The organism is Jonesia denitrificans DSM 20603, assembly GCF_000024065.1.
Taxonomy (GTDB): Bacteria; Actinomycetota; Actinomycetes; order Actinomycetales; family Cellulomonadaceae; genus Jonesia; species Jonesia denitrificans.
On record NC_013174.1, the window covers coordinates 968,043 to 992,454 of the forward strand.

Consider the following 24,412-nt stretch of genomic DNA (forward strand, 5'->3'; position numbering starts at 1 on the left):
ACGAGTCGCCATACTAGAAGGGAACGGAAGGGACTGGAAGGGAAGGATGCCGTTGGCTGTTTCAACCGATGTGGATGCTGATCCAGCAAATGATCTCTGCGTGGCCCGTGTACCACTGTTTCAAGGGCTCACACATACGCAGCAAGTGGAAGTTGCAGGATTTGCACGTACCGTCCGATTAGACGCTGTCGAGCAGGCGTATATAGCAGGCTCGGATATGTCGCAGTTGATGGTGGTGCACACCGGTCAGGTGAAGATCGCTCGAACAAGTGCGGCTGGGCACGAGCAGGTGATCCGGGTCCTCGGGCCGGGCGACTTCATCGGAGAGTCCGCGTTTCTCACCGGCACGAGACCCGATCACGCAGCAGAAGCGCTCGTGTATACTGAACTGTGCGTGTTCCGTCATGCCGATCTCGGGCGTCTCGTCGAGAAGTATCCGAGCATCGGGCCGTGCATGCTGCAAGGAGTGAGTCAGCGCTTGGAAGATACTGAGGCGCGACTGGCTTCTGTCATCTCGGGAAACGTGAGCTCTCGTCTCGCCGATTGCCTGCTCTCGCTCCCTGCGACGCCAGGGCCGCGAGGAGCCATCGACGTGACGCTGCCGCTCGCAAAGAAGGACATCGCCTTGCTCCTGTCCACGACACCAGAGTCCCTCAGTCGGCAACTTCGCAAACTCACAGACACCGGGGTGATCTCACAACAGGAACAGGGGCGGATCACGATCACTGATGTGACCGCGCTCACCGCACTCTCAACCCTCACGAGGAGAGACTGAGAACAGCACCGTGCCAGCCCAGACCATCGCCCCACGTACCTCGGAAGCGTCACACGCAATGTCATCGACGGTGGATTTTCTTCGCAACCGCAAGCTCATGATGTTCGTGCTCGTCGGTTTGGCGACCGGGGTTATGCTCTGGCTGACCGGCGCAGAGATGGCTCTCGGGGTCACCGCATACTTGGTGCTCGGTATCGTGATCGTGATCACCGCGATCGACATGTTCAAAGATCTGATGCGCGGGCATTGGGGGCTCGACATTCTTGCGGTCATCGCCATGATCGCGACACTCGCCGTACAGGAATATGTCGCGGGGCTCATCATCGCGTTGATGCTCACCGGAGGGGAAGCACTCGAAGACCTCGCCGCTCGCCGCGCGAGCCGAGAACTCGACCAACTGTTGAACCGAGCCCCAGCATTCGCGGGTCGAATTCACCCGGTAACAGGTGAGGTCGAACGCATCGCGATCGAAGAGGTGAAGGTCGGCGACGAACTGCTGGTGCGCTCCTCAGAGATCCTCCCCGTCGACGGGGTGCTCCTATCGGATCACGCGACGATTGATGAATCATCCGTGACCGGTGAACCGATCCCGGTGAACTACCACGCGGGCGACCCACTGCTTTCTGGAACGGTCAACAGAACGACGAGCTTCACGATGCGCGCGCAGAAGGTGGCAGCCGATTCGAACTACGCCTCGATCGTACGGTTGGTCGAGGAGGCCGTGGACTCCCGGGCACCGATGGTGCGACTCGCCGACCGTTATGCGGTGCCGTTCACCATTGTGTCATTGCTGATTGCGGGCTTCGCGTGGTTTCTCAGCGGGGATCCGGTGCGATTTGCCGAGGTGCTCGTCGTGGCGACGCCGTGCCCGCTGCTCATCGCCACCCCGGTCGCGTTTATGGGCGGGATGAGTTCCGCGGCAAAGCTCAACGTCATCATCAAAGACGGTGGCGTGTTAGAGGTGCTCGCCCGGGTCCGTGCAGTCGCATTCGACAAGACCGGCACCTTGACCGAAGGTAAAGCCGACGTCGTCGAGATTCACCCTGCTGCTCGCACCGTAGACGAGACGCTGCAGCTCGCGGCCGCCGCCGAGCAGTACTCCGTGCACGTGTTCGCCGATCCGATCGTGGCATCGGCACGCACACAGCAACTTGAGCTTCCCGAAGTGGTGACGGCCGACGAGGTGGCAACAAACGGTGTCCTCGCCTCTCTGGCAGACGGCACTTCGGTGCGAGTGGGCAAGCCCTCATTTATCGAAGAGGTGACCGGGCCGATCGATCGACCCGTACTCTCAGCTGGGGAGACGGCCGTCTACGTATCGGTCGGTGACGAGCTCGCCGGAGTGATCATCTTGTCCGACCCGATTCGTGAGCAGTCTGCAGACACGGTGTCCCGTCTTCGCCGAGCAGGCGTAGCCGAGATCGCGATGGTGACCGGTGATATCACGTCGACCGCGGAGTCTGTCGCACACGCGGTCGACATTCAGACGGTGCACGCTGAGACCACTCCCCAGACCAAGGTGCGGATTGTGCAGGCGATGCGGCCGAGACCCGTACTCATGGTCGGCGATGGGATCAATGATGCCCCGGTGCTCGCGGCCGCCGATGTCGGTGTTGCGATGGCGGGCAGGGGTGCAACGGTCGCGAGCGAGTCAGCAGCGGCGGTGATCATCTCGAACGACATCGCGCGAGTGGCAGATGTGGCCTATGTCTCGCGGCGCACGGTGCAGATCGCCCTGCAGTCGATCTGGATGGGCATCATCATCTCAGTCGGTTTGATGCTCGTCGCCGCATTCGGCTATTTGCCGGCGGTGGTGGGAGCGCTGCTGCAAGAGATTGTTGACCTTGTGGCCATTCTGTCGGCGCTCCGCGCGCTCCGAGCGCACCGGGGTGCGCGGCGCGAGAGCCCTGCTCGGCGGGAAGTGCCGGTAGGCTAACCCGCAAGGCCGACTCACACAGTCACGATCGGATCAGCCGGTTGACCGCGGCAGTGGACTCCTGAATTTTCTCGTGGGCGGCCTCGTCGCTAAGCTTGGCGGCATCGAGCACACAGTGCTTCAGGTGATCATCGAGCAGCCCCGTCGCCACCCCCTGCAGCGAGCGGGTGAGCGCACTGACATGGGTCAGAATGTGGATACAGTACTGCTCTTCGTCGATCATGTTCGCGATGCCCCGGGCCAAACCTTCGATTCGTTTCATGCGCTGCAGGTAGCGCTTCTTATCGTCGATATACCCGTGGTGCGACGCGTGCGATTCAGTGGTTGATGACATGTGCTGATCCTGGGCTGCGTGAGGTCAGTTCGTGCGTTCGAGCACGGCGCGAGTGCTGGCTTCTGGGCTGAGATCGACGCGACGCAAGAGCTGGGCATTCAGCGCCACGACGATCGTCGACAGCGACATCAGAATCGCTCCGACTGACATCGGCAGCACGAACCCGACGCGAGCGAGCACACCGGCGGCAAGCGGCACCGAAATCAAGTTGTACCCCGCCGCCCACCACAGGTTCTGTTTCATCTTGCGGTAGGCAGCACGTGAGAGTTCGATCACTGAGAGCACCGAACGCGGGTCAGAGCTGGCGAGGATCACCCCTGCCGACGCGATCGCCACATCGGTGCCCGCCCCGATAGCGATACCAACATCGGCTTGCGCGAGGGCGGGGGCATCGTTGACACCGTCGCCGACCATCGCGACAGCCGTGCCTTCGTGCTGCAACTCGGCCACCTTCGCGGCCTTATCTTCGGGGCGCACGCCCGCGAACACACGGTCGATACCGAGTTCGCGAGCAACCTCCCCCGCGACGGCTGCAGCGTCACCGGTGATCATCACGACCACAACACCGAGCCGATGCAGTGCGGCGAGGGCATCGCGCGACTCCGGGCGAATCTCATCGGCGAGCTTCAGCCCGCCGATCATGATTCCGTCACGAACGACATGCAGAATGATGGCACCTTCGGCCCGCCAGGCATCGGCTGCACCGATCTCGGGCTGCCCGGTTTCTTCCAGAAGCCGGGGCCCACCGACCCGAATCTCGTGGCCGGCCACGGTGGCGGTGACGCCAACCGCCGGTGAAGAAGAGAACCCGGTGGCGGGTGCAAGGCTGAGGCCTCGGTCGCTCGCCGCGGCGACGATCGCTTTGGCGAGGGGGTGCTCGCTGTCGGCCTCGGCCGCGGCAGCCAGGGCCAGCAGGGCGTGCTCGTCAACATCGCCGACTGGCACGACACGGGTGACAACCGGTTCGCCCTTGGTGAGTGTGCCCGTCTTGTCGAAGAGCACCGCGTCGACTTGGCGCATCGTCTCGAGCGCGAAACGATCTTTCACGAGCACCCCGCTGCGAGCCGCGCGCTCGGTGGCGATGGAAACCACGAGCGGAATCGCCAAGCCGAGCGCGTGCGGGCAGGCGATCACTAGCACGGTAATGGTGCGCATCACGGCCGCATCTGGGTCGCCCACGAGCATCCAAACGATCGCGGTGATGACCGCTGCGGCGAGGGCGAACCAGAACAGCCACCCTGCAGCCCGGTCGGCGATGCGCTGCGCCCGAGACGACGAGTTTTGTGCGTCGGCGACGAGTCGGTTGATGCCGGCAAGTGTCGTGTCGTCTCCGATGGCGGTGACTCTGACCCGCAGCCCCGAATCGGTCGCGACCGTGCCGGCGGTCACCGCATCACCCTCGCTGCGGGTCGCGGGGAGCGATTCGCCGGTGATCATCGATTCATCCATGGCCGCACGTCCGTCAACAATCATGCCGTCGGCCGGCACGCTGCCGCCCGGGCGCACGATCACGAGATCATCAACGCGCAACTCCGCCGGGCTCACCGTGACGGCCGTTTCACCCTCGACCCGCTCGGCTTCGTCGGGCAAAAGCGCCGCGAGAGAGTCGAGCGCAGAAGTGGTCTGGGCGAGCGAACGCATCTCGATCCAGTGCCCGAGCAGCATAATGACCACCAGCAGCGCGAGTTCCCACCAGAATTCGAGCTCGTGATGCAACAGCCCGAGTGTTGCGCCCCACGATGCGAGGAAGGCCACGGTGATGCCCAGGGCGATCAGCAGCATCATGCCCGGTTTGCGGGCCTTGATTTCGCTCACCGTGCCCGTCAAGAATGGGGAGCCGCCCCAGACATACATCACTGTGCCGATAACAGGTGCGAGCCAGGTGGCCCAGCCTGGTACTGAATAGCCGAGGATCATGGCAAACATTGGCGAGAACGCGACGACTGGCACCGCGAGCACGAGATTCACCCAGAACAGGCGCCGAAACTGTGCCACATGGCCGTCGTGGCCGTCGTGGCCGTCGTGACCAACGTGATCCTCGTGCCCAGTACGCTCGTGGTGCTCATGGCCACTGTAAGGCCCGTGGTCGTGTCCGTGGCCCGCGTGTGGCTTCGTCATGGGTGTCTCCTCTCGGCTGGGCGACCGGGCCCGGTGTGCGTGGCAGCCTGCTTGGTGATGGACGTGAAGTCGCGCAGACGCAGGCTGTTGCCAACGAAGAAGACGCTCGAGAACGCCATCGCCGGCGAGCCTTGGGTTGAGCATACCGAACGCTGCGACCGGAATCGCTGCCACGTTATAGGCGAACGCCCAAGACAGGTTCGTCTTGATGGTGCCGAGCGTCTTGCGTCAGAGTCGGATCACATCGACAGCGCTCCGCAGATCGTCGCGCTACTGCCTTTACTCACCGACCTTCAAGCAGTTCGTCTTCCGACCCAGACTTGTAGAGCGAATGGCAGAAGCTGTTGAGAAGTACCAAGCGCTACTTTGCCGTGCGCCGGTCGCAAAAGGTTCGGTCAAAGTCTGACGGGTTGCAGAGGAGATCGAGTGCCGTCGCACTGGCGGCGTGACTAGAACTGTCACCTATCCGTGCAGCAGTCCCAAGCCTCAAGAAGGATGCAGAGGGGTATGCCGACGAGAAAACTGCGCTCGCACTGGTAGCGAATCAGCTGCAGATGACTGAACGTGACTTGGATACTCTCTTTCAGCTGGTTAAGGCACCGGTGAGCATTGACAGAAAAGCATGGCTCCTTGAAACAGGGCACATCCAGGAAGTTTCATTCGGCGACCTCATTGAAGATACCGAGGCGGTGGAACCAGAAGATATTGTGATGTCGAAAATGCTGCAGCAGATACTTGTGCACCTCTTTGATTTACTGACTGAGCGTGAGGCCGGCATCATTCAACTGCGCTTTGGCTTGGGGGATTGAACCCCAAACACTCGAGCAAATTGGGGAAATTTTGGTTTGACGAGAGAGCGGATTCGTCAAATTGAGTCCAAAACCATGGCGAAGCTGCGCCATCCGTCGAGGTCAGACCAGCTTCGCGATTATCTCGAGTAGGCCTCCGCGGTGGCTGCGCGCCCCTATCAGACGACTGTTCAAGCGGGGTGTTTAAGCTCTGTTTCAAGGCGGGCGAACCGGCGGCGACGAGGGTAACGCGTACCTGTTTGCGGTCGACGCCCAGCGTGCGGGCAATCGCGCGCATCGAGACGCCACCGCCGTGCAGCCTCACTGCCTCTGCGGCTTCCTCGATGGTGAGGCCGTGCTGACCGCGCACAACATTGTTTCGGGTGAGATGCTTCGAGACAGTTGCGCGGTGCACACCATATTTCTGAGCCAGGTACCCGACGCTGAGACCAGTGAGGTAATCGTCGATCAAGCGGTCTACTTCGGAGGGGGTGAGAAAGGTTTGAGGTTTCCCAATCCTCCTCACGCAAGGCCCTCGCAGGTCCTGAATCGAGGTGCTATCGACCCGCAGAGATACCCGGTACACCCCTCGTTTCCAGCGAGATATCAAGAATTTCAGCTTCGGGGTGGGGTTTGAGAACTGTCTACGCAGGGCCCTAATGTCTCTGCAGGTCAGAGGCGCATCGATGTGTGATGTTGAGATCGGCGGGAACCATGCGTGGTGACCGCCGATTGTCGTTTCCGGAAGAGATTATGGGTTCTGGCCAAGTGATACGCGTTCGTTGAGGATCGCAATTCCGTCGCCGTCAAGGACGCCAGGGGGCACGGGTCGGCCTGCCAGTGTCATGACAATGTCAAGGAGCGGGCCGTGGATGGTGGGGCCTTCACCACTGGCGAACGTCGTGTCTGTTGCCTGGAAGCTGAGGCCTTTGGCGAGCGTGTGACTGTTCACGGCGAAGTCTTTGCGAATGTAGAACTGGGCGACTTCCCTGACGGCTTCTGTGTCGGGTGTGAGGGAGATGTCCAGGCAGCGTGCCATGTCTTGTCCGTGGACAATGACCTCTCCTAACCATGCTGCGTAGTCTTTGGTGGGGGCGATAGTGGCGGATAATGACGCCCGGTACGCCTCCAGAGTGTCGTGTGGGGTTGGGCCTAGGTATGGGGTGAGGCGGCGGGCGTTGTGTCGGTCGGTGTTGAATCGTGCGGCGACGATGCTGCGCATCCAGGTCCACGTTCCGGTGCGTGCTGCTGCGGTGAGGTGAGCGGTGACGTGTTCGACTGTCCATGAATCACACAAGGTGGGGGAGTGCCATTGCTCAGTGGTGAGGGTGTCGAGCATGGTGAGGAGCCGGGCACGTTCGGTGTGGATGAGGGTCCAGTAGTGGTTTGTGGTGGCGGGTGACACAACAACTCCTCGCTTTGAATTTCATAGTATCTAATACATTTAATGTAGTTCACGTCGTGGCTGTGTGCACAGTGGATTACGATGACTTTATGAGTTCGCGACGCACATATGCCTCCTATAACGATGGGTGCGCGGCCGCGCACGCCCTAGATCTCATTGGGGATAGGTGGACCCTCATCGTGGTGCGCGAACTGATCCTTGGCCCCAAACGCTTTGCGGAATTGCAGCGTGACCTCATGGGAATCAGCCCCGCCATTTTGTCGCAACGTCTTCGTGACCTCGAGGACCGCTCCATTGTGGTGCGCCGGTCGTTGCCAGCTCCGGCGCGTGTTGACGTCTATGAACTCACCAACTGGGGTAAGCAACTCGAAGCAGTGAACGCTGCCTTGTCGCTGTGGGCGGTTTCTTCCCCCGAGTTCCCCATGGACGCGGATATGAGCCCAGATGCGCTTGTGTTGGCTATGCGGGCCCACGCCCGCGGCCTTGACTCACAGCCCTCCCCGGTCACTGTTCGTCTCATGCTGACCGATGCGCGCCTCGAGGATGCTGACCCTGTCACCTACACGGCCACTGTTGGGCCGCACGAAACAACGATTGTCAAAACCCCGGACCCTGGCCCGGCGGACGCTATCGTGTCGGCAACAGCAACGAACTGGAAGGCTCGGATCGTCGGCGCGTTTCCACTAGACCAGGTGTCGCCGCTGGCTATCGAGGGGGACGCATCGGCAGTTGACGCACTTATTGAGGCCACACGGCTGACTGCGCTTGCGCCAACTGCCAAGCCGAACCCGGCATGACTGGTCCGTCGACTCGCGAGCGCCCACTGGCCTCGCAGCCCCGTGTGGTGGCTGCTGTTGCGGTGGGGGGAGGTGTTGGGGCAAGTCTGCGCTATGGGCTGGGTGAGGTTTTCCCAACCAGTGTGGGTGCGTTCCCGTGGACCACGGTTGCGATCAACGTCGGGGGATCATTGCTTCTTGGTGCTCTCTTAGGATTTCTTGTGCTTGCGGGCACTGATCACGGGTGGCGTCGGTACCTTCGCGTGACCCTCGGCACGGGGATGCTGGGTGGTTTCACTACGTATTCAACGTTTGTCATCGACATCACGCATCAGCTGGTCGATGCGCGCTACCTCACAGCTGTGGTGTTGGCGGCCGGCAGCGTCATCGCCGGCGTTGTTGCTGGCGGTGTGGGTTGGGTATTGGGGCAGTCGGCGTGGTTTGCGTTACCTGGCAATGCTCGCCCCAGCGACAATGCCATGGATAGCGACGGCAAGGAGGCGCTGTGAGTGTGCTGTTGGTGGCCTGTGGTGGCGCGATTGGTGCCGCCATGCGTTTCATGACCGATGCGCGAGTGACCTCCTTTGTGGCTGCACGATGGCCCCAGGTGCCGGTTCCCGTGGGGACGGGCGTAGTCAACGTTGTGGGGTCGTTCCTGCTGGGTGTGCTGACCGGTGCCGGTGCCCACACTGACTTACCTCACGCGGTGGTGGTCGGCGTTGGGGTGGGGTTGCTTGGTGGGTTTACCACCTTTTCCACGGCAAGTGTCGATGTAGTGGTGTTGGCGAATAAAGACCACCCGCGCGCATGGATCTGCGCTGGCGGCTACGCGGTTGGCATGCTGGTGTTGGCATTGACGGCGGGTGTTTGTGGTTGGATGCTCGCGGGGTCATGATCACCAGGTAAGATACCGGCACAACGTTGCACCCTGTGACGCAAAGGAGCGATCATGACTGGACACCACAAGACCCGTGACAGCGAGCAGCACAACGACCATGGTGAGCACCACATGCCTGGGCAGGATGCGTGGGTGGAGCAACCCGACGATCAACCGGCAAAGGGCTATTCCACGGCCGCGCACATTCTTGCTCGCGATGAGGACAACGACACCGACTCGGATGCCACCACGACTGATCAGTGAGTGGCGCCTGCAGGGCGTGATAGCCGGGTGAAACGCAAAACCTTGCCTTGTCACAGCCTGTCACCACTGCCAATGGTCTCCGGGTGCTTTATGGTGGGGGCCAAGGGGGCTTCCTCCCCAACCCCACTGACGAAAAATGGTGACGGCGACCAGCATGGTGACTCGCAGTACTCGTAGCTCTCGCTCCACCGTGGATTCCACGGTATATGACATTGTTGCCGACGTCCGACGCGACGTGGCCGCATTGACGTTCCCCTTGGACACCTCAACTGCTGCCGATGCACGCCACCAGCAAGCTCTTCTTCTTGCGCAACTTGATGACCACCTGTTACCGCGGCTTGCACAATTGTCGCGGCCCGCGGTGATTGTGGTTGCTGGGTCAACGGGTGCGGGGAAATCCACTTTAGTGAACTCGCTGGTGGGGCGGGACGTGACCCGCGCATCGGTGATCAGGCCGACAACCACGACCCCTGTGTTGGTGCTTCACCCGGACGATGAACGTCTTATGGTTGGCTCAGCGCTCCTGACGGAGGCGGAGGTGACGTTCAGTGAGGATGTCCCGCGTGGGCTTGCGATCCTTGATGCGCCTGACCTGGACTCGGTTCGTGACGACAACCGCACCCAAGCGATCAGGCTCCTTGAATCTGCGGACCTGTGGCTTTTTGTCACCACCGCGCAACGCTACGGTGATGCGCTGCCGTGGAAAACCCTGACGAGTGCTGCGGAGCGGGGGACCTCTGTGGCGCTCATTGTCAACCGTGTGCCCGAGGACACCACCACGGAGATCTACCAGGATGTCGCCGCGCGTTTGGCTGACCACAAGATGGACGCCACCCCGATCTTCATGATGAAGGATCATTCACCACACACCGGGCCCCTCCCTGCCAGCGACGTGAAAGAAGTCACCGGATGGTTAGCGACCCTGGCTGGTGCAGATCATGCGCGCACCGTCATTGTGCGCACCCTGCGTGGGGCACTTGATGCACTGCCCCCACGGCTGAATACGTTGGCCACAGCGGTGGAGGATCAGGCAGCAAGTCACGCCGCTCTCAATGAATCTGCCCGTGACGCACTTGTTGACGTGGTTGAATCGGCTCGAAAACACGCTGCTACCGGCCAATATGCGCGTGGACGGTTGACCGCAGCATGGGGGCAGACTGCAGCGGCAGCCCGGTTCGACAAACTCATCAACCGGTCTGGGTACGCCCGCGTGCTGCGCAGTAACCCCACCCCACCTGAAGCGCTGCGACAGTTGAAAGACACAGCAATCACCGCAGCTCATGAATTGGCTAGCGACACGATCGTCACCGCACGGCGTGCTCTGGCGCAACTCGCCCACGATGACGATGCAGCAACCATCATCGATGTGGCTCACCACCCCGTGCGCACCGGTCACATCGCGACCGCAGTTGATACCTGGGTTGCCCGCATTGGTGACGACCTCGCCCCGATCCTCGCTGACCACTCCAAGCAAAGTCTTGCCTCCGAACGGGCCGTGACAAGAGATGGGCTTGTCACCATCACCTTGTACGCAGCGTTGGGAGTGCCTCAAGCAGGGGAATTACTTGAGCGTCTCATCGGATTTGAAGCAGCCCCATTGGCTGAGATCACCGCTGTACGTCTCGCAGACACCCTCGACAAGCTCATCCTCGACGAGTACACCTACGTGACCCACACCTTGGACGCACTCGGCCTTGACGAAGACACTGCAACTCGCCTCCACCTTCGAGCCGCAGAACTCGCCCAACTGCGAGGATGACCATACCCGGCACACGCACCCCAGGTAATCGCACTACACTGACGAGACGACACGTTTGTCCCCCACACCGCAGGAGGGAACAATGACCGACCACACAGCGCAACCCACGATGGATTATGTTGCAGCCGTCAACGCGCTCACCGAAGCCCGGGAAGCCGGGAAAGAGTACCTGCCCATCGAGCTGCAAAAACAAGTCAGCCAATCGTTACGTGCCGTGGACGAACGACTCGCCCTTGGGGTCCACCACACCATTGTTGCGCTCGCTGGGGGAACTGGATCCGGGAAATCCTCGACCTTCAACGCGATCTCTGGTCTCGAGTTCGCTGATGTTGGTGTGCGCAGACCCACCACTGCGCGACTCGCGTCGTGCTCGTGGAACTCCACCGCCACTGCGCTTCTCGACTGGCTTGAAGTCGACCACGACCGACGCATCTTCCGGGACACCGCACTTGATGGCGATGAGCAACGCGAGTTTGATGGGCTCATCCTCCTTGACCTCCCTGACCACGACTCTGTCGCCGAACACCACCGGCTCATCGTGGACAAAGTGCTCCCATTGGTGGACCTCCTGATCTGGATTGTTGACCCCCAAAAATATGCGGACGCGGCACTGCACGCGGGGTACCTGCGCCAACTCGTGGGACAAGAAACTTCCATGCTGGTTGTCCTCAACCAGGCCGACAAACTCACCGCTGACGAACAACTCACCATCACCACCGACCTTGGACGCCTCCTGCACGACGACGGTGTCGGTGACGTGGTCATCAGGACGATCTCTGCGCGCACCGGCGACGGGGTCGAAGACCTTCGCGACGATATTCAACGTGCCGTTGCCGCCCAATCCATGGCAGCGCGCCGCCTCGACGAAGAACTCGGGCGTATCGCACGTCTCATGCGGTCAGCAACGCCGTCAGGCGCCATTGAAGACCTCTCCTTAACCACCTCGCAAGAAATTGACCGGTTCGCTGTGGCAGCAGGTGTCGACACTGTCAAAGACACAATTGAATCCGCCACGCTCGCAGATCGTGCGACCGGAACTCCGCCGACCTTCGGTGCGCCCCACCAGTCGGCAGTCGACAACCTTCGTCACTCCTGGATTGAACGTGTCACCGAACCGCTGCGTGGCGGGTTCGACACAGCAGCCCGAGAAGCAGCAGGTACTGCCCAGCAACTTCACGATGCGCTGGTCGCCTCCTGCGCATCGGTCACCATCCCTTGGGGGCCGGTATCAGGTGCCCGCACAATGCGCACCGCAACCATTGCTGCCATGGCAGCAGGGGCATTGGTTGCGATTGCTGGGATCTTGTTCACGGTGTTCTCCCCTGTTGCTCTGGGAGTCACGCTCATGGCACTGGGTGTGGTCATCAGTGCCGGGGGATATTACGGGTGGCGCTCATTGAAAAAGAAGATCCGCTACGAAGCAACCGAACGTGCCCAAGCATTTGACGAAGACGCCCGGCGGGCCATCGGGGTTGCCATCACAGAGGTGTTGTTCGTGCCTGTTCAACCGGTGTTAGATGTCCACCACACGATCCGGCGAACCACCCGAACTGTGGAAAAAGCAACCCGCACAGATATCCCCAAGGCCGCGCATAGGGATGCTCATCCACAAGGTGAGCTTCCCCGACGCACCACCTAACATTCACCAGGCATTGTGAAGGCAACGGACACCACCAGGGTGTCCCAGCCAAGGAGTACACAATGACCCATGATGCACGGATCACCCTGACCGGGTGGATCGGTTCAACCCCACGACTTTTTCCTGCTACCGATGACGCAGTTGCCTACATGAGTATGCGAGTCGCCCACCGCAAAAGCTGGTATCACCGCTCCAAAGGCGAATGGGTTGACGGACCAACAACCTGGTACACCGTCAAAGCCTGGCGGGCACTAGCAGAAAACGTTGCTGCCTCACTGCGTAAAGGGGACCCAGTGATGATCTGTGGGAACCTGACCAATGACACGTGGGAAAGCCCCGACGGTGAGCGCGAAACCATGGTTATTGAAGCCGACGCCATCGGACCACACCTGGGACGTGGACGTTGCGTGTTCACACCGATGCGCGCCAGTGAGCCCAGTGACACCACCCAGAACATGAACGCAAGCAACACGAGCGAGGACGCTACCACCACCGCGACAGGAACCCACCAGAGCCAACCGGCAACCGCATCGGTAGATGTGACACAATCCCTGACCGACCGCAGCGCCTCAACTGACGCCCTGACCGCAGTGTGACGGTGTGACATGGTCACAAGTGAGTGGCACGCCCCTGAGCACGGGTGTGCCACTCACCGGAGTGCGATAAGATCGCCGCGAGACACCCACACCGAACACGAACTGACGAGGCGGATAACGAGTCCTGTGGCTGAGTTCATTTACTCCATGTACAAGGCGCGAAAAGCGCACGGCGACAAAGTCATCCTCGATGATGTCACCCTCAACTTCCTTCCCGGCGCCAAAATTGGTGTTGTTGGCCCCAACGGTGCCGGAAAATCCACCATTTTGAAGATCATGGCCGGGATTGAGCAACCCTCCAACGGGGAAGCACGACTCACACCTGGTTACACAGTGGGTATTCTTCTGCAGGAACCACCCCTTAACGAAGAAAAAACGGTTTTGGGGAACATTGAAGAATCCGTTGCAGAGATCAAGGGCAAGCTTGATCGGTTCAACGAGATTTCCGCGCTCATGGCAGAACCGGACGCAGACTTTGACACCCTGCTCGCGGAAATGGGGGAACTCCAAGAAGCCCTGGACCACGCGAATGCGTGGGATCTGGACAACCAGTTGGAACAGGCAATGGACGCGCTGCGTTGCCCACCGCCAGACGCCGATGTGACTGTCCTTTCTGGTGGTGAACGCCGCCGTGTGGCGCTGTGTAAACTCCTGCTCGAGAAGCCTGATCTCCTCCTGCTTGACGAGCCTACTAACCACCTTGACGCAGAATCTGTGCTCTGGCTGGAACAGCACCTAGCGACCTACCCTGGCGCGATCCTTGCGGTCACCCACGACCGGTACTTCCTGGATCACGTGGCCGAGTGGATTTGTGAAGTCGACCGTGGGCGGCTTTACCCCTACGAAGGGAACTACTCCACGTACTTGGAAAAGAAGCGGGAGCGCCTTGAGGTTCAAGGTAAGAAGGACGCCAAGCTGGCCAAGCGCCTCGCTGACGAACTCGACTGGGTTCGCCAAAATGCTAAAGGGCGCCAAACCAAGTCCAAAGCCCGTCTTGCCCGTTATGAAGAGATGGCAGCAGAAGCAGAACGGACCCGGAAACTCGACTTCGAAGAGATCCAAATCCCACCAGGCCCACGCTTGGGGAACCTGGTGATCGAAGCCAATAACCTGCGTAAGGGCTTTGATGACCGTGTCCTCATTGATGGGTTGTCTTTCACCTTGCCACGCAACGGGATCGTTGGCGTTATCGGTCCGAACGGTGTGGGAAAAACAACGCTATTCAAGACCATTGTTGGTCTTGAACCACTGGATGGTGGTGAACTGAAAGTGGGGGAGACAGTCCAGATCTCCTACGTTGACCAGTCACGTGGTGGCATCGACCCGAAGAAAACTTTGTGGGAAGTTGTCTCTGATGGCCTGGATTACATCAAAGTTGGACAAGTGGAAATGCCCTCTCGTGCCTACGTGGCAGCGTTTGGTTTCAAGGGCGCAGACCAACAAAAACCGGCTGGGGTGCTCTCAGGTGGGGAACGCAACCGCCTGAACTTGGCACTCACCCTGAAACAGGGCGGCAACCTGCTTCTGCTCGACGAACCCACCAACGACCTTGATGTGGAAACCCTTGGGTCATTGGAAAACGCTCTCCTGGAGTTCCCCGGATGTGCTGTAGTTGTCTCGCACGACCGGTGGTTCCTTGACCGAGTAGCCACCCACATCCTCGCCTACGAAGGCACCGAGGAAAACCCGTCCGCGTGGTACTGGTTTGAGGGGAACTTTGAGTCCTACGAAGCGAACAAGGTCGAACGACTTGGCGCTGATGCTGCCCGTCCACACCGAGTCACTCACCGCCGTCTGACCCGCGACTAACGCCACCACTGACGTCGTGGTCGTGCACGTCGTTGTGACAATGAGGCAACGAGTGCACCACACCTTGCGTCGGGGTGAGAGAAAGCTCGTGTTTTCTCCCACCCCGGCGTCTCACTCCCCACACGCGAGGTGCAAGGTTACGTGAAATCGGACACAATGGCGTCATGAGTGTGCGCCCCCACGACGCAGCCCCAACCAGCCCCGAGGGCGACGACGCAGAGGACAACCGAGCGCACGTTCTTGAACGCATTGAGACGTTGCTGCACGAGGTGTCGTTCCCTCTTGACACTCTTGACGCTGACCAAGGGCGTACCATCCTTGCACGCGTCAATGCGCAACTGCGTGACTATGTGATTCCGCGCTTTCAACGCCACGACGCCCCACTTCTTCTCGTGGTTGCTGGGTCCACAGGGGCAGGCAAATCGACCCTGATCAATTCGATGCTTGGCGCGCCGGTGACCTCAGCGAGCGCGTTGCGACCCACGACTCGCCACCCGGTTCTTGTGTGTCGCCCAGAAGATACCGAGTGGTTCTTGGGCCCCCACATCCTTCCCTCACTACCGCGTGCGCGGCACTCAGCTCAGACCACCGGGTCAGTTGAGGGGGAGCCCGGTCAGCACCTGCACCGTGAGTTGCGTGTGGTGTCGCATGAGGCGTTACCTTCGGGGATAGCCCTCCTGGATTCGCCTGATCTTGATTCGTTTGTGGACACAAACCGAGAGTTGGCCGCCCAACTGATGAATGCGGCAGACATGTGGCTGTTTGTGACCACAGCAGCTCGCTACGCGGATGCGGTCCCGTGGGATGCACTTGATGACGCGGCGGCCACTGACCGTAGCGTTGCCGTGGTGGTGAACCGGGTTGATAGCGAAAGTCTTGATGTGGTCGATGACCTGCGTGGACTTCTTGACGCCCATGGCCATGCTGATGCTGTTGTTCATGTCATTGAGGAAGAACCTATTCGGGATGGAATGGTCAGTGTCAGCGCTATTGCGCCTGTGTCACACATGATTGCCCGTATCGGTGCTGATGCTCTGAGTCGACACGCGGTGATGTCCCGCACCCACAATGGGGCGTTGCATGATCTTGCTGCGCAGTTGGGAACACTGGCGAACGTGTGTGATACACAGGGTCACGTTCACCACCATTTGCGGTCGATCATTGACATGCATTACGCAGCGGCGACGGAACGTATCACAGAGTTGGTCAGCGATGGTGCACTCCTTCGGGGCGATGTGCTTGCACGCTGGCAAGACCTTGTCGGTGCTGGAACATTGATGCGTGCACTGGATGGCAAGGTACAGGCGTTGCGGGACACTGTGAGTGTGGCGCTGTGGCGGCGGCCAGCAGCACGTCGTGTTACTCAAGCCGCGACGGACACGATCACTCAGGTCACACTGCATGTGGCTGGCCAGGCTGCTCATCGCACGTTTTTTGCGTTACATCATGACCCGGCTGGGCGCAGTCTCGTGACTGATGACTCGTTGGCGCGAGCCTCCTCGCAGCTGCCTCATCACATTGCGCGCGAGCTTCATGACTGGCACGACACCGTAACGCAGCTCTTGTTGGCTGAAGGGGGCCCGAGGAAGAAGCGGGCACGGATTTTTGCTGCGGGCACAAACACGCTGGGTGCAGCACTCATTATTGTCGTGTTTGCTTCGACTGGGGGGCTAACGGGTGCGGAGGTGGGGATTGCTGGAGGAACAGCGATCATCGCGCAACGCGTGCTTGAGTCGGTGTTTGGCGTTGATGCGGTCCGGGAGTTGGCGCGTCAGGCAAGTAAGGACCTCTTGTCGCGTATTGAACGTCTCCTTGATGAGGATGCCTCACGGTTCCGCGGTCCGCTGGAGGATCGTGCGATTGATCCAGCCCATGCTGTTGGGTTGAGGCAGTGTGCGCATGACTTGCGTGCTGTTCTTGCTGCGCCGCAAGCTCCACCTGCTCAGGGATCAACAAGTCCTGCGGTCGTGCGGGGGAAGCTGCGGGGTTGTGATGAGGTCATCGCTGGTGTGTCTGCCTCTGCGCAGAATGGGAAACCTGAGGATCCTGACTTAACTGTTACAGGACAATCATGGTGGTCGCGACTGTTTCGAGGGGGAGGCAAGCGTACCCAATGAGTATTCGCACCTACGACAACAAACACAAGAAGCGTGCCAACCTTGAGGTGAAAACTCGGATAGAGGCGCTTCAGGAAGCGGTTGATGCGGGGCGTTCGTGGCTTGACCCGGAGCTGCTGACGCGCTGTGAGCAGCGGCTTGTGGCTGCGCGCCACCGGGTGAAGTTGTCCTTGGACCACACGGTGATCGTTGTGGCAGGGACGACAGGGTCTGGTAAGTCGTCTTTGGTGAATGCCTTGGCGCAGCATGACGTATCACCGGTGTCAGCGCACCGCCCGACAACCAGTGTCCCCCGGGCAGTGGTGTGGGATGCCACTGAAGAGGGGCGGGCAGACGCAGGTGATTTGTTGGATTGGCTTGGGGTGCGCGAACAACACCACTTCACGGGAGTTGACGGGCAACGCAGGGTGGTGTGGCCACCGTGGCGTCCAACGCCGCAGACAGCGGAGCAGGGGGTGGGGACGGTCCTGGGCAAGCGTGCGTTTCGGCGGGGTCTGATTGTGGTGGATCTTCCTGACGTGGATTCGCTTGCGCAGGAACACCGGGCGATTGCGGACCCGTTGATGGCTCGCGCAGACGTGGTGGTGTGGGTGACTGACCCACAAAAGTACGCGGATGCAACGTTCCACCGTCGGCTTCAGGCGTTACCCCACGGGACGGACATCATTGTGGTGTTGAACCATGCGGACCGGCTCACTGAGGATGATGCGCAGGCCTGTTTTGCTGATGTGCAACGAGTGGTGCGCCAGACGACGTCGGCGCGTGTTCGGGTGATGATGACCTCAGCGGTGTCGGGGGCGGGTGTTCGTGATGTGGCTGCGGTGCTTGATTTGGCTGCTTCGCGTCGCGCGTCGATGGCGGCGACTCTCAATGGTCAACTTCGCGAGTGTGGTGAGGAGATTCTCAGTGCTGACCCTGAGGGCAGTGGGGCGGCGGTCTCGGCTGCGCAGGTTGAGGAATTGATTGACGATCTGGCTCGGGCATTGGGGGTGGACCGCATTGCTGATGCTGTTCGCCGTTCGGCGTTACGTCATTCGCATGCGCTCACAGGTTGGCCGCTGACGTCGTGGGTGTCGACGTTGCGACGTGACCCGTTAGCCGCGTGGGGGTTTGTGCGTCACCGTGATGGTGAGCGATCTATGGCTGGGGTCGGCCGAGGTGTGTCCCCGGTGCAGCGTCCTCTTGGTGTGCTTGATGCTGGGGTGCGTGCGTCTATTTCAATGGCAATATCTGATTTTGTCTTTGATGTGTCGGTAGGTGGGCCGGTCCGTTGGCGTGAGCAAGTGGGTGCCGCGGTTGATGGTGGGTATGTGGGGGCGTTGGATTCCGCTGTGTCTGATGGTGATGTGGTCAGTGTGCAGCCGGCGTCGTGGTGGGGGGTGGCAGTGTGGGTGCACCGAGTTTTTCTTCTGGCGATGGTCGTGGGGTTGGGGTGGTTGAGTTTTCTTGCTGTTGCCGCCTACTTGCGCCTTGATGTTCCGAACACACCTGCGTGGATGGGTTTTCCTATTCCTACGATTGTCACGGTTGCAGGGGTGTTGGGTGGGGTGATGTTTGCGTTGCTGTGCCGGGTGTTGTCGATGTGGTACGCGCAGCGTGAAGCGCGGCGCGTGTACCGTCAGTTGCGTTCCCGGGTGTCGGGTGTGGTTCGGGTTCGGGTGGTGGAACCGGTGGAGCTCTGGGTGGATCAGCGTGAACGGTGCCGGGTGTCTGCGCTGGTCGCAGCCCGGTGAATCGGTGAGTAAGACCTGCTACGTTAGTGGCATGCGGATTGACATTCCCGTCCACCTACGGTGGTCAGACATGGACGCCTATGGTCACGTGAATAACGTGGATATGCTGCGGTTGCTTGAGATTGCTCGGATTGAAGCGTTTTGGGCGTCCGAGTCGCAAACACATCACACGGGGATTCTCGATGCTCTCCCTGGTTCACCAACAGCGACCTACGTTGCTCGCCAAGAAATTGAGTATCTTGCTCCGCTCACCTACCGGCGCGACCCGGTCGTTGTTGAACTGTGGATCGGTCACATTGGAGGTGCTTCACTGGAGGTGTGTTACATCGTCCGGGACGCAGGTTCTGGTCCTGACACGGTTGTTTACGCACAAGCCTCGACAACGTTAGTCATGGTCGACACCGCGACGGGAAAACCGCGACGCATCACCCAAGTTGAGCGTGAAACGTGGTTGGGGTACGTCGGTGAACCACTATCGTTCCGGCACCGGCGGTCACCGCGCTAACGGTGTCACTTGGGGTCTTGGGGTGCAGGTCGCGTGAATTCTGAGCGAGCCGGGTGTTGACCGGCAAAGCGGGTCATGCCCTCTTGCGCGGTCGTTGCAATCAACGTTCCATCTTCTTGGTAAACCCGAGACAACCCCAGTCCGCGACCACCTTGAGCGGAGGGAGAATCCTGGATGAAGAGGAACCACTCATCAACTGACACATCACGGTGCCACCACATGGCATGGTCCAAGCTGGCAATGGACAAACCGGGGGAGACCCATGATTGGCCCAGACCACGCAGGATCGGTTCCAACATGATTTGGTCGCACGCGTAGGCAAGTAACGCTCGGTGCAACAGTTGGGGTCCTTGGACTACTCCTCGCGCTTTCATCCACACTCCCTGCCGTGTGACACCACGAGTGTCGGGGGAGAGGTAGATCGATGGTTCCACATGACGAATGTCAAAGGCGGACTGACGTGTCCAAAAAGCTGCCACAGGGTGGTCAATGTGAGCTAACTCGTCGTGAGCTGATTGGAGGTTATCGGGTCGTTCCACGTCGGGCATCGGTTCGGCAAGTTCACGCCCATCCTGAACTTCTTGAAACGAAGCGATCATGGACAAAATTGCTTGCCCACTTTGGTAGGCGTGCGCGCGACGAGCAGAAAACGACCCGCCATCACGAAGACGTTCCACGGTAAAATCCACCGGTTGGTGAATATCGCCAGGGCGCAGAAAATATCCGTGGAGCGAATGAGGCGGGCGGGCGGGGTCAACGGTGCGCCCAGCAGCAAGAAGTGACTGGGCAAGAACTTGCCCGCCGTACACCCGGCCCGAAGGCTGGTGAACTGACTCCCCAGAGTACACATCTTCACCAGACACGTCCCCGTTGTACTCCAAATCCATGACACGCAACAGGTGACCTAACGGGTCCGCCTCGATGCGGGTAATATCAGGGGTGTACGGGGTCTTCTTGTGCTGCGGACGCTCAGACATGTGCGCGATGCACCTTCCTTTCAACCAGTGTCCTCACCATGGTGGGGCACATCAAATCACTCATCGAACGTGTTCACCAACGAGTGTGCAGCGCGCTCAAGGTAATCCCACAACATCGCCTCATGCAGTGGTGCCAAACCCAGCGTGGTCACCGCCCGACGCATATGCGACAACCACGCGTCACGTGCTGCGGGATTGACCTTAAAGGGTGCATGTCGCATCCGTAATCGCGGGTGCCCACGCTCTTGCGAATACGTGGTAGGACCACCCCAATACTGTTCAAGGAAACCCGTCAGCCGCGCAACGGCTCCATCCCAATCATCCTCAGGGTACATCGGACCCAAAATCGGATCACCAGGGATGTCCCGGTAAAACTCAGTCACCAAAGCAACAAAGGTCTCATGCCCACCCATTGCCTCGTACAACGACTGCCGCGATGGGCCAGTATCTTGTGTTTCTGTCACTGTGCCACTATCTCAGAGGAGCAACTCACAAAGCCAACCCGGTCAGCTCAGGCACCAACTCACGAACCCGGGCACGAGCTTCGGCCGCACTGGACGCCGCCAACGCAGCACGCGCAACCTGCTCACAACGGGCCATATCAACCGCACCCAACGCAGAGGACACATCGGCAAGCGAACGAGCTGACATGGACAAGGACGTCACCCCCAGCCCCACCAACACAAGGGCCAACGCAGGCTGTGCTGCAGCCTCACCGCACACCCCTACCGGACGCCCCTGCGCCCGCGCTCCCTTCACCGCCGTGTCAACCAAACGCAACACTGCTGGCTGCCACGGATCATTCAACTCAGCCAACGACCCCAACATCCGGTCCGCGGCTAACGCGTATTGCGTTAAATCGTTGGTACCAATCGATGCAAACTCAGCTATCGCCATGAGATGCTCAGCCATCAACGCCGAACTCGGGGTCTCCATCATGATGCCGGCCTGCGACAAACCATGCCGGTGGCACGCATCAATAAATTCCTGGGTCTCATCCACGGTGGCGATCATCGGAGCCATCACCCACACGTCTGCTGAACATGATTGAGCAGCGGTCGCTATCGCCTGCAACTGGGTGTCAAGAAGCTCCGGTGCCTCGCGCACAGAGCGAAACCCGCGAACACCCAGCGCAGGGTTCTCCTCAGACCCAAACGTCATAAACGGCAACGGTTTGTCCGCACCAGAATCCAATGTGCGGATGACCACTTTACATCCAGCAAATGCGGTGAACACTAAGGAATAGTGATCAACCTGCTCCTCCAATGATGGGGGAGTGCGACGATCCAAAAAGCAGAACTCCGTGCGGAAAAGGCCCACCCCTTTGGCGCCCGCGGCAACAGCCTCACGCGCCCCGGCAGGATCGCCAATATTTGCCAACAATTCAACGGTATGACCATCCTTTGTCGCGCCTCCACCATGAAACACGCGCCGACTTTCGGTCTGCCCCTTGGCTTGGGTAAGAAGATGTGGCGCAGGATCGAGAACAACAGTGCCAGCGCTCCCATTGACTAACACCCATGCCCCAGGTGGTAGCGCATCGGTGGCGCCATGAGCTGCAACAACAGCAGGAATGCCCTTGGCATTGGCAATGATGGCTGCATGCGAGGTAGGTCCAGCCCCGTCAGTGACAATCGCTAACACCATGTCCTCATCCAAGGTCGCTGCGACTGAAGGAGGAATATCCGGAGCAACAAGTACATACGGGGTATCAACGAGAGGTAACCCAGGTGCAAGACGCCCCGTCAACTTCGCAATAATCCGGTCACGGACATCAGCGATGTCACTAGTCCGCTCCGCAAAATACCCACCCAACTCACGGAACTGCTCACAGACTTTCCCGGCAGCCTCCCACACAGCACGCTCAGGCTGAAGATGGTCATGCAACACTCGCTCCCGCGCACTATCAAGCAACGTGGGGTCAACCGCCAAAAGCGCAGTCGCCTCCAACATGTCACGAGTGGAAGAGACCTGGGATCGGCGAGCAGCATCCTCCAACTCACCATGAACATCCTGGGCTGCTTGAGCAATACGCGCAGCCTGGGCATCATGATCGTCGTGCGGACTTAACCGCACCCCTGGAGCAGGCTCAATAACTGGGCCAGTCAGGTGGTATACACGTCCATGCACAACACCAGAACACACCCCAATACCTGCGACGGTCGCTGACACTTCCTCGGCCACGTGATCCCTCCTTCACCGCATTGCCCAACGAACGTCGCTGGTCGAGCCCAGTCTCTCAAGAAAAAGTGTGATCTGCACCTCTGTCGTTGTTCAGAGTGGGAGAGCCATCCAGTCCCAGAACCCCGCAGTGGGGTAGCCTGAGAGAACACGGAACCAACCAGTAAGCATGAGGAGTGTCACGATGGGGAAGGCTCACAACATCTTGGAAGCTCTCGGCGGCGAAACGAACGTCGTTGAGCTCGAGCCGTGCATCACACGCCTTCGCGTCGAAGTCAAAGATGCTGACGCAGTCAACGACGACCAACTTAAAGAAGCTGGTGCTTTTGGTGTCGTCCGCTCGGGACGCATCGTGCAGGTGATCGTTGGCCCCGACGCCGACAAACTTGCAGCCGAGCTCCACAACACGCTGTAAAACCACACGTGGTCACAGTCATTGCACCACTATCGGGCACCATGGTCCCACTTGACCAGGTGCCCGATGACGTATTCTCCCAAGGGCTCGTCGGATGGGGGACCGCCATGCGCCCCACCACACCACACGTCAACGTCATCGCGCCAGTGACTGGACGCGTCTCCACAATCTTCCCGCACGCCTTCGCCCTGGACACCCCAGACGGCGTCCAAATCCTGGTCCACCTAGGAATCGACACCATCAGCCTGCACGGCGACGGGTTCACCCTCCACCACAATCAAGGCGACACCGTCACACAAGGTGAACTCATGATTACCTGGGACACCACCCCTGCACTCGCCGCGGGACTTGACCTTGCCTGCCCTATCCTCGCAGTCCAACATCCCAGAGACGCCCTTTACCTGGAGAACGTCCCACGTGACCCGCACCAACCGGTCACGCAAGGCGTTCCCCTCTTTCACATCGACAAACCTTCACTCAGTACTATGCAAGAGTGAGGCTACGGTCACGGAACTCTTGACGGATCGCACCACGAAGCTTACGGGCAACCGCCCACTGCATCGCGGGCGACGTCTTCAACGCCACACGGAATGACACCGTCTTCCCATCCAACGTTTCCGGACCAAACACCTCCGTCTCACCAGTGATCACATCTGTGAACTCGTCCATGCTGACCACCCGGGCGCCCGCAGCAAGCAACGCAGCTCGGACCTCATCAACTTCCTGGTGCGCAGGAACCGCAATAGTCACCTGAGTCATGGAGAACCCTTGAGTGAGGTTGCCCACCGTTAACACCTCACCGTTGCGTATGAACCACAAAGTTCCATCAAGGTCACGAACCTTCGTTGTCCGCAACGCAATCGCCTCAACAGTTCCCGTGACAGAACCCACCGTAATAATGTCGCCTACACCATACTGATCCTCAATGAGCATGAATGCACCAGACAGAAAGTCCTTCACAAGAGACTGCGCACCAAAACCCAACGCAACACCAGCCACACCTGCAGAAGCTATCAGTGGAGTGATGTTCATCCCCACCTCAGACAACACCATGAGAATCGCGGCCGCACCAATGACTAACGCCACACTCGAGCGCAACACTGACCCAATGGTGCGCGCCCGTTGCGCACGCCGAGCCGTATTCAACGGGTTGGCAGCTGCCAATGGGCTCAAGAAATCAGGCCCTCGTTTGCGCCCCTCCGCGATACTCTCAGTGAGCCTGTTGATCAGTCGGTTCGCAACGTAAAGTCCAACAAACGACAGGACGATGATCACAGTGATGCGCAACGGCGCACCCGTGAGCGTGTCGACCCATTCCTCGCCCGTTGACGGAAAAGCGTGCAGTAATGACGTCACAAGATCCATGCCAGTAGGCTACCGGGATTTCCTGTGATCAGTTGCTTCACCC

Annotated in this window: 22 protein-coding genes and 1 pseudogene; 16 read left to right on the forward strand and 7 right to left on the reverse strand. The window is 59.8% G+C overall.

Translation table 11 applies throughout. The features are described 5' to 3' along the window. Nucleotides 1–46: 46 nt before the first annotated feature. Together JDEN_RS04595 and JDEN_RS04600 are read left to right on the forward strand one after the other, a co-directional pair. Nucleotides 47–775 (forward strand): Crp/Fnr family transcriptional regulator, encoded by a 729-nt coding sequence (locus tag JDEN_RS04595; protein WP_015771202.1) that lies wholly within the window; start codon nucleotides 47–49, stop codon nucleotides 773–775. Between the two features lie 58 nt (nucleotides 776–833). After that, nucleotides 834–2,711 (forward strand): heavy metal translocating P-type ATPase, encoded by a 1,878-nt coding sequence (locus JDEN_RS04600; RefSeq protein ID WP_041288175.1) that lies wholly within the window; start codon nucleotides 834–836, stop codon nucleotides 2,709–2,711. Nucleotides 2,712–2,733: 22 nt separating this feature from the next. Here the strand turns inward: JDEN_RS04600 and JDEN_RS04605 are convergent, their stop codons facing one another. Both JDEN_RS04605 and JDEN_RS04610 read right to left on the reverse strand, forming a co-directional pair. Further along, nucleotides 2,734–3,045 carry a metal-sensitive transcriptional regulator gene (locus JDEN_RS04605; protein ID WP_015771204.1) on the reverse strand — a complete coding sequence of 104 codons (312 nt, stop codon included), beginning with the start codon at nucleotides 3,043–3,045 and terminating at the stop codon, nucleotides 2,734–2,736. A 24-nt stretch (nucleotides 3,046–3,069) separates the two neighbouring features. Further along, nucleotides 3,070–5,163: a heavy metal translocating P-type ATPase gene (locus tag JDEN_RS04610; RefSeq protein WP_015771205.1), complete on the reverse strand. Its 2,094-nt coding sequence runs from the start codon at nucleotides 5,161–5,163 to the stop codon at nucleotides 3,070–3,072. A 656-nt stretch (nucleotides 5,164–5,819) separates the two neighbouring features. On the opposite strand from JDEN_RS04610, the pseudogene JDEN_RS04615 reads away from it, so the two are divergent. Continuing rightward, nucleotides 5,820–6,104 (forward strand): annotated as a pseudogene (locus tag JDEN_RS04615) (sigma-70 family RNA polymerase sigma factor); the annotation flags it as partial. Nucleotides 6,105–6,702: 598 nt separating this feature from the next. Here the strand turns inward: JDEN_RS04615 and JDEN_RS04625 are convergent. After that, nucleotides 6,703–7,356 (reverse strand): maleylpyruvate isomerase family mycothiol-dependent enzyme, encoded by a 654-nt coding sequence (locus tag JDEN_RS04625; RefSeq protein WP_015771207.1) that lies wholly within the window; start codon nucleotides 7,354–7,356, stop codon nucleotides 6,703–6,705. An 89-nt stretch (nucleotides 7,357–7,445) separates the two neighbouring features. On the opposite strand from JDEN_RS04625, the gene JDEN_RS04630 reads away from it, so the two are divergent. The 11 genes from JDEN_RS04630 to JDEN_RS04680 all read left to right on the forward strand — a co-directional run bounded on the left by JDEN_RS04630 (nucleotide 7,446) and on the right by JDEN_RS04680 (nucleotide 19,431). Beyond that, on the forward strand, nucleotides 7,446–8,153 hold the full coding sequence (locus JDEN_RS04630; protein ID WP_041288176.1) for a winged helix-turn-helix transcriptional regulator: 708 nt from the start codon (nucleotides 7,446–7,448) through the stop codon (nucleotides 8,151–8,153). After that, nucleotides 8,150–8,641, forward strand: a complete 492-nt coding sequence (locus JDEN_RS04635; protein ID WP_015771209.1) for a FluC/FEX family fluoride channel — start codon at nucleotides 8,150–8,152, stop codon at nucleotides 8,639–8,641. Before JDEN_RS04630 ends, JDEN_RS04635 begins: the two co-directional genes overlap by 4 nt. Next, on the forward strand, nucleotides 8,638–9,027 hold the full coding sequence (locus tag JDEN_RS04640; protein ID WP_015771210.1) for a fluoride efflux transporter FluC: 390 nt from the start codon (nucleotides 8,638–8,640) through the stop codon (nucleotides 9,025–9,027). The genes JDEN_RS04635 and JDEN_RS04640 overlap by 4 nt, the downstream gene beginning before the upstream one ends. A gap of 54 nt (nucleotides 9,028–9,081) precedes the next feature. Further along, nucleotides 9,082–9,273, forward strand: a complete 192-nt coding sequence (locus tag JDEN_RS04645) for a hypothetical protein (RefSeq protein ID WP_015771211.1) — start codon at nucleotides 9,082–9,084, stop codon at nucleotides 9,271–9,273. Nucleotides 9,274–9,427: 154 nt separating this feature from the next. Then, nucleotides 9,428–11,032 (forward strand): dynamin family protein, encoded by a 1,605-nt coding sequence (locus tag JDEN_RS04650; RefSeq protein ID WP_041287826.1) that lies wholly within the window; start codon nucleotides 9,428–9,430, stop codon nucleotides 11,030–11,032. Nucleotides 11,033–11,114: 82 nt separating this feature from the next. After that, entirely contained in the window at nucleotides 11,115–12,671 is a 1,557-nt protein-coding gene (locus tag JDEN_RS12950; RefSeq protein WP_015771213.1) for a P-loop NTPase family protein, read from the forward strand. A gap of 62 nt (nucleotides 12,672–12,733) precedes the next feature. Next, nucleotides 12,734–13,267, forward strand: coding sequence for a single-stranded DNA-binding protein (locus JDEN_RS04660; protein ID WP_015771214.1), 534 nt, complete (start codon nucleotides 12,734–12,736; stop codon nucleotides 13,265–13,267). A gap of 126 nt (nucleotides 13,268–13,393) precedes the next feature. Beyond that, on the forward strand, nucleotides 13,394–15,076 hold the full coding sequence (ettA, locus tag JDEN_RS04665; protein WP_015771215.1) for an energy-dependent translational throttle protein EttA: 1,683 nt from the start codon (nucleotides 13,394–13,396) through the stop codon (nucleotides 15,074–15,076). Between the two features lie 164 nt (nucleotides 15,077–15,240). Further along, complete coding sequence (locus JDEN_RS04670) at nucleotides 15,241–17,193, forward strand: dynamin family protein (protein ID WP_015771216.1); 1,953 nt, start codon at nucleotides 15,241–15,243, stop codon at nucleotides 17,191–17,193. Continuing rightward, complete coding sequence (locus JDEN_RS04675; protein WP_015771217.1) at nucleotides 17,190–18,926, forward strand: dynamin family protein; 1,737 nt, start codon at nucleotides 17,190–17,192, stop codon at nucleotides 18,924–18,926. The genes JDEN_RS04670 and JDEN_RS04675 overlap by 4 nt, the downstream gene beginning before the upstream one ends. Before the next feature lie 31 nt (nucleotides 18,927–18,957). After that, nucleotides 18,958–19,431, forward strand: coding sequence for an acyl-CoA thioesterase (locus tag JDEN_RS04680; protein WP_041287827.1), 474 nt, complete (start codon nucleotides 18,958–18,960; stop codon nucleotides 19,429–19,431). Between the two features lie 5 nt (nucleotides 19,432–19,436). Here the strand turns inward: JDEN_RS04680 and JDEN_RS04685 are convergent, their stop codons facing one another. The 3 genes from JDEN_RS04685 to ptsP are packed head-to-tail and all read right to left on the reverse strand — an operon-like array spanning nucleotide 19,437 to nucleotide 22,592. Next, the gene (locus JDEN_RS04685; protein ID WP_015771219.1) at nucleotides 19,437–20,408 is read right to left on the reverse strand and encodes an acyl-CoA thioesterase; all 972 of its coding nucleotides are present in this window, start codon (nucleotides 20,406–20,408) and stop codon (nucleotides 19,437–19,439) included. Nucleotides 20,409–20,464: 56 nt separating this feature from the next. Continuing rightward, nucleotides 20,465–20,872 (reverse strand): globin, encoded by a 408-nt coding sequence (locus JDEN_RS04690; protein ID WP_015771220.1) that lies wholly within the window; start codon nucleotides 20,870–20,872, stop codon nucleotides 20,465–20,467. A 25-nt stretch (nucleotides 20,873–20,897) separates the two neighbouring features. Then, nucleotides 20,898–22,592, reverse strand: a complete 1,695-nt coding sequence (gene ptsP / locus JDEN_RS04695) for a phosphoenolpyruvate--protein phosphotransferase (RefSeq protein ID WP_015771221.1) — start codon at nucleotides 22,590–22,592, stop codon at nucleotides 20,898–20,900. Between the two features lie 181 nt (nucleotides 22,593–22,773). On the opposite strand from ptsP, the gene JDEN_RS04700 reads away from it, so the two are divergent. Then, nucleotides 22,774–23,004 (forward strand): glucose PTS transporter subunit EIIB, encoded by a 231-nt coding sequence (locus JDEN_RS04700; protein WP_041287828.1) that lies wholly within the window; start codon nucleotides 22,774–22,776, stop codon nucleotides 23,002–23,004. An 8-nt stretch (nucleotides 23,005–23,012) separates the two neighbouring features. Continuing rightward, nucleotides 23,013–23,501: a PTS sugar transporter subunit IIA gene (locus JDEN_RS04705; RefSeq protein ID WP_015771223.1), complete on the forward strand. Its 489-nt coding sequence runs from the start codon at nucleotides 23,013–23,015 to the stop codon at nucleotides 23,499–23,501. On the opposite strand, the gene JDEN_RS04710 is transcribed toward JDEN_RS04705, so the two are convergent. Beyond that, nucleotides 23,488–24,369, reverse strand: a complete 882-nt coding sequence (locus JDEN_RS04710; protein ID WP_015771224.1) for a mechanosensitive ion channel family protein — start codon at nucleotides 24,367–24,369, stop codon at nucleotides 23,488–23,490. The two genes, JDEN_RS04705 and JDEN_RS04710, sit on opposite strands and share 14 nt — an antisense overlap. Between the last annotated feature and the right edge of the window lie 43 nt (nucleotides 24,370–24,412).

Bases quoted from the DNA above. Each gene is read 5' to 3' on its own strand.
- JDEN_RS04610 (WP_015771205.1), bottom strand. From the start codon at position 5,163: ATGACGAAGCCACACGCGGGCCACGGACACGACCACGGGCCTTACAGT.
- JDEN_RS12950 (WP_015771213.1), top strand. From the start codon at position 11,115: ATGACCGACCACACAGCGCAACCCACGATGGATTATGTTGCAGCCGTC.
- JDEN_RS04630 (WP_041288176.1), top strand. From the start codon at position 7,446: ATGAGTTCGCGACGCACATATGCCTCCTATAACGATGGGTGCGCGGCC.
- JDEN_RS04675 (WP_015771217.1), top strand. From the start codon at position 17,190: ATGAGTATTCGCACCTACGACAACAAACACAAGAAGCGTGCCAACCTT.
- JDEN_RS04680 (WP_041287827.1), top strand. From the start codon at position 18,958: ATGCGGATTGACATTCCCGTCCACCTACGGTGGTCAGACATGGACGCC.
- JDEN_RS04685 (WP_015771219.1), bottom strand. From the start codon at position 20,408: ATGTCTGAGCGTCCGCAGCACAAGAAGACCCCGTACACCCCTGATATT.
- JDEN_RS04700 (WP_041287828.1), top strand. From the start codon at position 22,774: ATGGGGAAGGCTCACAACATCTTGGAAGCTCTCGGCGGCGAAACGAAC.
- JDEN_RS04605 (WP_015771204.1), bottom strand. From the start codon at position 3,045: ATGTCATCAACCACTGAATCGCACGCGTCGCACCACGGGTATATCGAC.
- JDEN_RS04660 (WP_015771214.1), top strand. From the start codon at position 12,734: ATGACCCATGATGCACGGATCACCCTGACCGGGTGGATCGGTTCAACC.
- JDEN_RS04710 (WP_015771224.1), bottom strand. From the start codon at position 24,369: ATGGATCTTGTGACGTCATTACTGCACGCTTTTCCGTCAACGGGCGAG.
- JDEN_RS04670 (WP_015771216.1), top strand. From the start codon at position 15,241: ATGAGTGTGCGCCCCCACGACGCAGCCCCAACCAGCCCCGAGGGCGAC.
- JDEN_RS04650 (WP_041287826.1), top strand. From the start codon at position 9,428: ATGGTGACTCGCAGTACTCGTAGCTCTCGCTCCACCGTGGATTCCACG.
- JDEN_RS04645 (WP_015771211.1), top strand. From the start codon at position 9,082: ATGACTGGACACCACAAGACCCGTGACAGCGAGCAGCACAACGACCAT.
- JDEN_RS04635 (WP_015771209.1), top strand. From the start codon at position 8,150: ATGACTGGTCCGTCGACTCGCGAGCGCCCACTGGCCTCGCAGCCCCGT.
- JDEN_RS04600 (WP_041288175.1), top strand. From the start codon at position 834: ATGTCATCGACGGTGGATTTTCTTCGCAACCGCAAGCTCATGATGTTC.
- JDEN_RS04595 (WP_015771202.1), top strand. From the start codon at position 47: ATGCCGTTGGCTGTTTCAACCGATGTGGATGCTGATCCAGCAAATGAT.